General features: G+C 64.7%; 9 protein-coding genes and 1 pseudogene. 2 read left to right on the forward strand and 8 right to left on the reverse strand.

Translation table 11 applies throughout. The features are described from left to right. Positions 1-467, forward strand: a 467-nt coding sequence (locus VGL40_14020) for a hypothetical protein (GenBank protein ID HEY3316381.1), incomplete at its 5' end; no start/stop codon positions are given. 178 nt (positions 468-645) lie between these two features. Here the strand turns inward: VGL40_14020 and VGL40_14025 are convergent. Together VGL40_14025 and VGL40_14030 are read right to left on the reverse strand one after the other, a co-directional pair. After that, positions 646-858, reverse strand: coding sequence for a hypothetical protein (locus tag VGL40_14025; GenBank protein HEY3316382.1), 213 nt, complete (start codon positions 856-858; stop codon positions 646-648). 178 nt (positions 859-1,036) lie between these two features. Then, positions 1,037-1,294, reverse strand: coding sequence for a hypothetical protein (locus tag VGL40_14030; protein HEY3316383.1), 258 nt, complete (start codon positions 1,292-1,294; stop codon positions 1,037-1,039). Positions 1,295-1,355: 61 nt separating this feature from the next. On the opposite strand from VGL40_14030, the gene VGL40_14035 reads away from it, so the two are divergent. Continuing rightward, positions 1,356-3,107 carry a recombinase family protein gene (locus tag VGL40_14035; GenBank protein ID HEY3316384.1) on the forward strand — a complete coding sequence of 584 codons (1,752 nt, stop codon included), beginning with the start codon at positions 1,356-1,358 and terminating at the stop codon, positions 3,105-3,107. Between the two features lie 66 nt (positions 3,108-3,173). On the opposite strand, the pseudogene VGL40_14040 reads toward VGL40_14035, so the two are convergent. From VGL40_14040 to VGL40_14065, 6 genes and pseudogenes are all read right to left on the reverse strand, one after another. Continuing rightward, positions 3,174-3,302: pseudogene (locus VGL40_14040) on the reverse strand (SpoVG family protein). A gap of 156 nt (positions 3,303-3,458) precedes the next feature. Beyond that, positions 3,459-4,301, reverse strand: coding sequence for a pur operon repressor (gene purR, locus VGL40_14045; GenBank protein HEY3316385.1), 843 nt, complete (start codon positions 4,299-4,301; stop codon positions 3,459-3,461). Positions 4,302-4,510: 209 nt separating this feature from the next. Then, entirely contained in the window at positions 4,511-5,275 is a 765-nt protein-coding gene (locus VGL40_14050) for a nucleotidyltransferase family protein (protein ID HEY3316386.1), read from the reverse strand. A gap of 37 nt (positions 5,276-5,312) precedes the next feature. Then, positions 5,313-6,284 (reverse strand): 4-(cytidine 5'-diphospho)-2-C-methyl-D-erythritol kinase, encoded by a 972-nt coding sequence (gene ispE / locus VGL40_14055; protein HEY3316387.1) that lies wholly within the window; start codon positions 6,282-6,284, stop codon positions 5,313-5,315. Between the two features lie 102 nt (positions 6,285-6,386). Then, the gene (gene cphA / locus VGL40_14060; GenBank protein HEY3316388.1) at positions 6,387-9,071 is read right to left on the reverse strand and encodes a cyanophycin synthetase; all 2,685 of its coding nucleotides are present in this window, start codon (positions 9,069-9,071) and stop codon (positions 6,387-6,389) included. 35 nt (positions 9,072-9,106) lie between these two features. Continuing rightward, entirely contained in the window at positions 9,107-9,976 is an 870-nt protein-coding gene (locus VGL40_14065; GenBank protein ID HEY3316389.1) for a cyanophycinase, read from the reverse strand. Positions 9,977-10,025 lie beyond the last annotated feature (49 nt).

Raw genomic sequence — 10,025 nt, forward strand, 5'->3', positions numbered from 1 at the left:
ACGTTGGATCCTTCCTTGAGATTGTTGCATCACGCGGCTACCTGAAGAACCCTGTCGAGGACTTAATAGAGGCCGTTTGCAATCGGCTGAGGACCGGGATTCCAATCGCCTTCCAAACATACAGACCAAAGAATGAAAACGGCTTTAACGACACCGTAAGTGCGCTCCTGGGCACAGAACAAGCCCGGTTTGAAAGAGAACATCCTGCGGTGAAATTCGCGCTTGCCCATTCGATCCCTGACCATTCGTCCGCTGAAGCTGACTTGTTCATTGAATCCAAGTACATTAGAGCTTCTACGTCTCCCAGCAAGGCAACGGAAGGTATGGCTGCCGACTTAATCAAGTACCCTTCGGATGTTCATGTGTTATTTATTGTGTATGATCCTGATCGTGGAATCCCGTCCGATACGGAGTTCATTTCGGACTTCCAAAGCAAGGGGAGAAACACGGTTTGCATCGTTAGGTAGGTTCATTGTGGGGTTGGCAAAGGTGTTCTACCCTTTTAAGATCAGCCTATCTTATTAAGGAAGGGGTTCTTCCCGACAGTAGAAACCCCGGGCTTTCCCCTCAACGCATTCCATCTGGCCGCAGCTCGAGAAGCAAGGGAGGCAGCCCTGAGGCGCCTCCCCTTTTGACTCACCGCTGTCAGCCTGGCCAACACCCATGCTTCGACAGTAGCCTCCTCAGTTGCTGGTAGAGCTCCGGGTGAAAGCACAGCGATGCCGGGTGATCAGAAACCACGCCGTCGACGCCCAGCCCCTCCGGGCCGGCGACGTGGATGAGCGCGGCCGCAGGGTCGTACCAGACCCGGACCGTGAACTCGATGCTGCGCTCGTCTGTATTGAGCGTGGCTCCCACAACCGTCTTGACCTCCCTTTGGCGGTTCTGTGGAGCCTTTCTTCCCGACAGGCAGCCGCCTCCTTCGGGCAGTATACGGAAGATAGGCTGATTTGTGTCTACCCTCATCATGACCTGTGGAATAGACAGGGGAACGGGCCACGACCTGTTCCCTTCTTCCTTACGAGCTCAAGGTTCCCTAGCCTGGTCGTCTGTCCTGGCCGGAGAGTCGAAACAGGCAGCGTGTGATGACACTCGATGACGCTTTTACCCAGAGCCCATAGGCCGTGGCGTCCCCGCGCGTCCTGCGGCGGTTGATCCCGACCTTCAAGCCCCAGTCGTTGACCTGTTCGTAGGTGATCCCGACCCCGTCGTCATCGATCACCATCTTGTGTCCGAGGTCCTGGATCTCTCCGCCGGACTTCTGGGCGAGGTAAGTGTTGAAGGGCGGGGCCAAGAACGGCTTCTCCTGTCGTCAGACCTTTCGTTCGAATGGCGGGGACAAGGAGGGCCGGGGTTTGCAGGAGACTCGGCATTTTCGCAGAATGCGGAGCCTCGGAGGGATGAAGGTGGTCGCCGCCGGTTACATCCGGGTCTCCAGGGACAAGTCCAAGCACGGCAAGGTCAGGGTCGAGGAGGTCATCAGTCCTGAGACTCAGCGGGAGTTCTTTGTCCGCTACGCTCAGATCCGCGGCTGGGACCTCCCGGCAGACCGGATCATCGAGGACCTCGACTACTCCGGGTACCGGATCCACTACTCGAAGCGGCCGGGCCTCATGGAACTCATGCGCCTGGCCGACCAGGGCAAGCTCCAGTTTCTCCTGATCTACAAGATCGCCCGACTCTCCCGACGTCTCCGCGAGTTCCTGGAGATCTACGAGTACTTCGAAAAACGCGGGGTCGCGGTCATCTCGGTCACCGAGAGCGTGGACACATCAACCCCCTACGGCCGGGCCGCCCTGAACATGCTCGCCGTCTTCGCGCAGCTCCAGTCCGAGGAGCTGGGGGAGTACATCTCCAACACCAAGAAGACCCAGGCCAACCAGGGCATCGTCCCGGGGACACCACCGTCATACGGAATCGTCCGCAAGGGCGGGAAGATCCTGAAGCACCCCGGGCAGTTCCCCCACCTCGAGGAGATGTTCCGCCTGGCCGCCGCCGGCATGTCGGCCGTCCAGATCCGAAAGGCCCTCGAGGATGCCGGCGCCCCACCGTTCAAGGGGACGATCTGGCACGACAAGGTAATCCGGGACATCCTCCGCAACCCGCTCTACATCGGCAAGTTCCGCTTCGGCGGCCAGGTCCTCGACGGCAAGCACGAGCCCCTCATCGACCCGAAAGTCTGGCACCAGGCGCAGCGCGAACTCGACAGCCGGAAGCAGACCCAGGCGGACCGCCACCACCGGCTCCTCTCGGGTCTGATCGTCTGCGGCAGGTGCGGTGCCCTCTATAACGTCCACTACGGCGGCGGCCACGCGAGGCGGGTCTCCTACCAGTGCCGCCGGCGGTTCCGCCCGGGCTGCAAGTCCCTCCGGGTCGATGCGGTCTCGCTCGAGGTGGCCGTCTCGGCCAGGATCAAGGCGCTGGTCACGAACGAGGCCATCCTGAAACGCGCCGAGCGCCGCCTCGAGGCCCAGGCACCCAAGGCGGCACAGACCCTCGAAAAAGACAAGCGCCGCCTCGAGGCCCACCTGGGGAGCCTGAAAGCGGCCATCTCGACTCTCTTTGACGACTACCACCTGCGCAGGATCGTCACCGCCACGCAGTTCGGCGAGAGGAACAAGGAGTACCTCGCGGCCGCCCAGTCGGCGGAGGCCGAGCTCGCCCTGGTGAACGAGAAGCTTTCGAACTCCCGTTTCGAGGCTGAGGAGTTCGCCTCTAACCGGGCAGCCCTGGCCGGCCTCGTCGAAGTCTGGGGCAGGATCCCCCACGAGGAGATCCGCGAGCTCCTCGCCCGGGCCGGCGTCCACGTCACCGTCAGGCCCGACGGCGCCGTCCTGTCAGCCTTGGGTGTCGAAGAAGTCCTACCGGGATACTCGCACATCTCCACGCTCTTCTTCGGCGACCATGTCGACGACCTCCACCACCAGGGCCCTCTGTGGAGCAAGGCCCAGGCGGATTTCCTGCTCGCCAACTGGAACGCACATGACGCCAATTGGATTGCCGACCAGATCGGCCGGACGGAGCGCGGCGTCCGACAGAAGGTGTGGAACCTCCGCCGGGAAGGCAGGCTGAAGCTGAAGAGGATCATCTCGACGAAGGCCCAGTAGCCGAGGCCCCGGGGGCCCGCGTCCCGGGTTCAGATGATTATTCCGGGGGCATATTGAAGTGAGGTTCATGCCATTCTGCCCCTCGACCACCCGGACATCGTGAACCACGAACTCATCATCAAGGGTCACCGAGGCGACTGCCTTCATCTTTCCGTCGGGAAGAACCTTACGGACCCGGACATCGGTCACCTGCATGCGGAAGCCACCACCCTTTGACAAATTTTCCCATTAGGGTGGTGGCCAGGTTTCGCCTCGATATGCCATTTTCCTCCAGCCTTTGGCGGGCCGGGTCGACTTTCGTTCGACATGACCCCGGGGTGGGCCGTCGGCCGCTCCCCCCTCGCCGCCCCCTCAGCGCGGAGCCTGGCCTTCTCCCCCGACCACCCAATCCGCCGGTCTCACTTCGATCCTTCTCTTGACCTCGTCGACCCGATCGAGGACGGTGAGCGCGGTAAAATGGTCAATCCGTTTGGTCCGCGGCTCGGCGGCAGCCACCAGCACCCCCGTACCGACGACCTCGGCCTCGAACTCGGCCATCAGGTCGACCGTCCCCCGGGCGGTACCGCCGGCCCGCATGAAGTCGTCGATGAAGATGACCCTGGCCCCTCGCGGCAGCGCCCGCTTGGAAAGGGACATCGACTGGATCCGCCGATCGAAGCCCGACAGGTAGTTGATGCTCACCGCCGTCCCCTCGGTGACCCGGGCGTCGCGCCTGAGGATGACCATGGGCAATCCAAGGTAGTGGGCCGTCATCAGGGCGAGGGGAATGCCCTTGGTCTCGACGGTCAGGACGAAACCGGGGTCGAGGCTCCGGAAGCGGGTGGCGAACATCTCACCGACGCGGCTGGCAATGGACGGCGAGAAGATGAGATCGGTCATGTAGAGAAAGCCGCCCGGCAGGATCCGGTCGGGCGTTTTCAACTGCTCGCACAAGCCTTCGACGAATGTTCGTCCGTCCTGTCCGGAGGTCTCTGGGAGGTACTTAACCCCGCCGGCGGCTCCGGCGAAGGTCTCCACGCGGCCGAGCCCGAACCGGTCGAGACTGTCCTTGATAATGGCCAGGTCCTCGCTGATGGTCGACTTGGCGGCCCCGAACAGGTCGGCGAAGTGGGTCAGCGAGAAGAGGGTCGACGGCCTGTCCACCAGGGTCTTGACCATCGCCGCCAGGCGTTCGCTGCGCCGCAGTTTGTCCACGGACACTCCCCCTCTGAGGGCCGTCTCAGGTTTCCCGAACAATATCTGCCACTTGGGCTGTTTTGATCCATGTTATTCGCGGCGGGCCTGAGAAACCCTGCCTCCCAAAGATACGTCGAAGGCGGGGCATGTGACCCCGCCCTCAAGACTTGCGTTGTCGCACCTTGTCGATTTGGGTCGGTTATTCGGATGATATGGTCATCCAGCCCCTAACGTTTGGCCCCCGACAGAACCTGGGTGGCCAGCTCAAAGTCGCTCGGCTTGTCGACATCGAGGCCGATCTCCGCCTCTCGGCAAGGGATGGCCGCTCCTGAAAGTTCGAAGTTCTTGCAGATGACCTTCTCCAGTTCCTTCAGGGACAGCCGGTTCAGGAGCAACTTGAGGACAAAGCCGAAGCCAAGGACCCGGGCCATCTTGAACGGGCTCTTGCGGGCGTCGACGAAGGCCTGGGCCTTCTGGTACTTCTCCTTGAGCAGGCGGGGGTGGACGAGGAGGACGTTCCCCCCGGTGAAGGTGCCCTCCCGCAGCTTGGCGTAGGTGCGATGGACGCCGGGATACTTGGGCTCGATCACGTTCTTCTCGATGATCGGGTAGTAGAGCTCGGCTGGGCGCTCCTCGCACTGGGCCAGGAAGTCGTCGACGACGTGGCCGGTCAGGAGGGGAAGGTCAGAGGATACGGCCAGGACCAGTTCATCCGGGGGCAGGGCCTCGAGACCGCGAAGGATGTTCTTGAGCATGGTATCGGCTGGTTCGACGAAGGTCACCCCGGCCCCGTCGACCTTGCCCCGGAAGACCTCGGCCGGGGCGACGACGACGATTCCCTTGACCCGCTTCGAGTCTTTCAGGGCCTTGATCACCCAGTCGAGCATGGGGCGGCCGGCGATGTCGATCAGGCCTTCATACGGCGCGTCGCTAACCTCGCGCAGCTTCCCTTGGTTGGCCCGGCCGGCCATGACCACCGCATTGACGACCATCCGTCATTCCCCCTGATGGTTCCGATATCTTCTGGTTTTAGTGCGGAGAAGGATTCGCTGACGCCCTGCCTTCTCCTGCCTCAGCCGGCCCAAATCTGGTCAGAACCGTCCAGGGACACATGGCCCTGAGCTCGGCCAGGGCCCGCTCGGCCCGGGTCCGGTCGGTATAGAGGCCGAACACCGCGGGGCCGGCGCCGCTGACGGCCACCGCTTCGGCCCCGGTCCCGGCGAAGCCGGCTTCGACCGCTCCCAGCTCGGGGATGACTGCTCGAGCGGCCGGCGCCAGGTCATTGCCGACGGCGGCGGCCAGCGCCCGCGTGTCGCCGGTGGAGATGGCCCGCACGGCGGTGAGGCTCCGACCCGGGCCGGCCACGCCAGCCAGAGTCGGGGCCAATCGATCGAAGGTGGCGTAGACGGCGCCCGTCGAGGGCTTCCTTCCGGCGGCCGCCAGGACGACGTCGAACGGAGGGGCATCGGGCAGGGGTTCGAGCCTCTCACCCCGACCCCGGCCGAGGGCCGTGCCTCCGCGAATGAAGAACGGGACGTCCGCTCCGAGCCGGCCGGCCAGTTCGGTCAGACTCCGCGCCCCGAGCGGCCCCCCAAGGAGACCGTTCACGGCCACCAGGGCCGCGGCTGCGTCTGAGCTGCCGCCGCCGAGGCCGGCCGCCGCCGGGATGGCCTTTTCGATCAGGACCTCCACCCTCATGGTCACCCCTAGGTCGGCAAGCAGAAGCCCGACCGCCCTGTGGGCCAGGTTGGCCGGGCCGCCAGGGATCGTCGGGTCATCGGTCTGCACGTCTATGAAGGGTTCCCGCCGATCGCCCGGGGCAAGGCGGACAACCAACCGGTCGGACAGGGCGATGGCCTGATAGACCGTGGACACTTCGTGGTACCCATCGGCTCGGCGCCCAAGGACGTCGAGGGTCAGGTTGACCTTGGCCGGGGCCAGGATGACGACTTCCCGGTCCTCGGTGACCTTGATGACGGCGAGTGGTTTGTTTCCGGACATGGCGCGACCCCCAACGGCGGCTGCAGGTTGCCTGGCTTACAGGGATTCGTCGCCGGGAACGACTTCCCCTACCCGTGCGCCGGCCATGCCGCCTTCGCGCGGTCAGTTGCCGGGGCCGCCGGTCAGGCTCTTCTCCACCATCGACCCGGCCACCACAAGCACCCGCGGGGCGGCCTGGCGTTCCTGCCACTCAGCCACGACGGTCCGGGCCAACTGGTCGATGAGGTCGTATTTCTCGTAGAAGACCACAACGACGTCGCCGTCCTGGGCCGCCCGGCAAGCCGAAAGGACGGCCTCGCTTTCGTCGAGGATGACGGTGACTGTGTCGAGGGCCGCCCCGGCCTCGAGGACGCCTCGTCGCAAGAGCTCAGCCACCTCCCCATCACGGCGCCCGCGCTTGTCGTGGTCCTCCTTGACGATGATCTTGATGAACCCCCGCCCGGCGATGCGGCCCAATTCGATGATATCCTCATCGCGACGGTCGCCGGGGGCGGTGATTACCCCGACCGGACGCCCGGGTCCTTGGGCCTTGATCGCCCGCAGCGTGCTGCGGAAGGCGGCCGGGTTGTGCCCGTAGTCGACGACCAGTCTAAGCTGGCCGACTTGGTAGATGTTGAAGCGTCCGGGGTTGCATCCGGGGGCGCAGGTGAACTCCCGAAGGACCTGGACCATGACTTCCGGCTTGACCCCGGCGGCCCAGCCGGCCGCCGCCGCCGCCAGGATGTTCTGGAGGTTGTGGATGACCTTGCCATCGATAGTCAGCGGGAACTCGCTCACTCTGCCCAGCCTGCTCCAGCTGGACCCCTGGGCCAGCAGCACTCGCCCCTTTCGGACCACGACGGCCCGACCGCCGAGGGCCAGATGCTTACGAATGACCAGATTGTCGTCCTGCATTCCAAAGAAGATGACCTGGCCGTCGGTGCGACCGGCCATCTCCAGAACATACGGGTCATCGGCGTTGAGGACGGCGAACCCGTCCTTGGGAACGGCCTCGACTAGGAGGGCCTTGACATCGGCCAGGTCCTCGATGGTCTCGATGCCGTCCTGACCGATGTGGTCGGCCGAGATGTTCGTCACCACAGCCACGTCACAGTGATCGAAGGCCAGGCCTGAACGGATGATCCCGCCGCGGGCCGTCTCCAGGACGGCCGCCTCGACCTCGGGGTCGCCGAGAACCAGGTCGGCGCTCCATGCCCCGCTCGTGTCGCCCTTGACCAGGAGCTTTCCGCCGATGGAAATGCCGTCGGTGGCCGCCAGCCCGACACACGTCCCCTGGGCCTCCAGGAATCGAGCGATGATTCGGCAGACAGTGGTCTTGCCGTTGGTCCCGGTGACCGCCACGATGGGAATCCGCCCGTCGTCCCCGGGTGGAAAGAGGGAATCGACGATAGCCTCGCCCACCGGTCTCGGCTTTCCCTCGCTTGGGTAGAGGTGCATCCGAAAGCCCGGCGCGGCGTTGACCTCGATGACCGCCGTCCTTTCGGCGTCGAAAGGTCCGGTGATGTCCGGGGTGACCAGGTCGATCCCAGCCACGTCGAGACGGACGACCAAGGCCGTTCGCACGGCCAAGGCGGCGAAGTCCGGGTGGACCTGGTCGGTGACATCGTGGGCGGTCCCACCGGTGCTGAGGTTGGCCCCCTCACGTAGGTTGACGACCTGGCTCGAGGAGGGCCGAAAGGTGAGGTCGAGCCCCTCCTTGGCCAGGGTGTTCAAGACCACCTGGTCGATCTTTATCTTCGTCAGCGGCTTCTCATGTTCTTCGCCCCGGTTGGGGTCGGCGTTGACCATCGTCACCAGTTCGGCGACGGTGTGCACACCATCGCCGGTCACCCGGGCCGGCAGGCGTTCAGCTGCGGCGACTAATCGGCCGCCGACCACCAGGAGCCGGTAGTGCCGACCCGGCACGTGCTTCTCGACGATGACCTCGTCCCCGTAAGCCCGGGCGACGTTGAAGGCGGCTTCCACGTCGGCCTCGGTCTTGAGGTTGAGGCTCACCCCGCGTCCCTGGTTGCCGTCGCGGGGCTTGATCACGGTGGGCGCGGCAATGAGCCCTGCGACGGCGATGGCCTCCTCAGCCGTCCTGGCCAGCGCCCCCGGGGGTACCGGGATTCCGGCCTGACTCAAGATGAGCTTGGTCAGACTCTTGTCGCCGGCGATGTCGACCGCGACCGAGCCGGTCGCCGAGGTGATGGTCGCCCGTACCCACCGCTGCCGGCGACCGTGGCCCAGTCGAAGAAGGCTCTCCGGCCCGACCCGGGTGACCGGAATCCCTCGCCGCTTGGCCGCTTCGGCAATGGCGGCCGTGCTCGGCCCCAACTCCGTCCGGGCAGCCACCTCATTCAGCTGGTCGATGATGGGCCTTGAGTCACGCTTTTCCCCGCCCAGCAGGGCATCGACCAGGGCCACCGCCTGACGGGCCGCCTCCAGGCCGGCCTCCTTGGACTTGTACTCGAAGACGATGCGATAGATCCCGGGCTCCAGGGTGCGCCTGGTCTTTCCGTAGGCCATCGCCAGCCCCGCCTGGGTCTGCAGTTCCAGGGCCACGTGTTCGACCACGTGGCCCAGATAGGTCCCTTCGCGCATTCGCTCGACGAATCCCCCGGGCCGGCCGAGAGAGCAGTGATGCTGGGCCAGGCCCGGTAGGGCCTCGAGGAGACGCTCGCTGAAGTCTCCAAGGTCCCGCGTCTTACGGCCGTCAAGGTCGCCGAGGTCCAGGAGCATTTCCACGGCCGGATAATGGCTGTGGATGTTCCGGCCCCCGTAGGCGCGGAGTTCCCTTATGTACATTCAGATGACCCTCCTGATCGGGTTTTTCTTGAGGGCTATTGTCCCCTCGGACCTTTGGCCATATTCGATTTGCCGGCCCGTTCCTCGGACTGGAAATCGCCCGGACCGAGGGGGGTCCGACGGGTCAGGTCGTATCCGTGTCCGGTGGGTAGGATGTGCAGAATGACGCCGAACAGGGCCAGGGGTTCGGAGGGTGAGGACTCCGAGGCGTTGGTGTGGACGACGGCTCTTCCGTCGAGGACGGTCACAGTCTGAGATCCAACGACCTGGAAGACTCCGCTTGGGCGGACGACGATGGCGGTGTCCTCGTCCACGCCGACCCCGATCACGAAGGGGTTCTGGGCCAGGGCGGAGAGCAATCGGCCGATTCGCCCCCGCTGAGCGAAGTGCTGGTCGACGACAACCTGGCGGAGCAGCCCCATCCCCGGGGCCATGGCCGTCGTACAAAGCTTGGGAGCCTCGTCATCCTCGCCGCCGACGATCATCGTGTCGCTCATTACTGAGGCCCCGGCGCTGGTGCCGGCGATCACCGTGCCCTTCTCATAGGCTTTGTAGAGGGCGTCGTAGAGCGGCGTCCCGCCGATGGCGCTGGTGATTCGGAGCTGGTCGCCCCCGGTGAAGAAGAGGCCGCTCGCCCGCTCGACCCGGTCAACCGGCTCGCGTTCGAAGGCATCGGCCCGCCGGTCGACCCTGACGATCAACAGCTCGCGAACCCCCAGCCGTTCGAAGACGTCGCGGTAGGAGCGGGAGACCGCGTCAGGATCCTCGGTGGCCGCCGTGATCACGGCCACCACCGCTTCGTCGCCTCCGGCCAGTTCGACGAACTGCCTGAGGATAACACAGGGGCCCCGCTTGTCCTCGGCCCCGCCGATGATGACCAGATTACCGTGCTCCCGTTCGGCCAAGAAAAACCGCCTCCTGGCAGGACTTTAGTCTTGCCAGGAGGGGCGATCT

Source organism: Bacillota bacterium (genome assembly GCA_036504675.1).
GTDB lineage: Bacteria > Bacillota > Sulfobacillia > JAJYWN01 > JAJZPE01 > DASXUT01.

Bases quoted from the DNA above. Each gene is read 5' to 3' on its own strand.
- VGL40_14050 (HEY3316386.1), bottom strand. From the start codon at position 5,275: ATGGTCGTCAATGCGGTGGTCATGGCCGGCCGGGCCAACCAAGGGAAG.
- cphA (HEY3316388.1), bottom strand. From the start codon at position 9,071: ATGTACATAAGGGAACTCCGCGCCTACGGGGGCCGGAACATCCACAGC.
- ispE (HEY3316387.1), bottom strand. From the start codon at position 6,284: ATGTCCGGAAACAAACCACTCGCCGTCATCAAGGTCACCGAGGACCGG.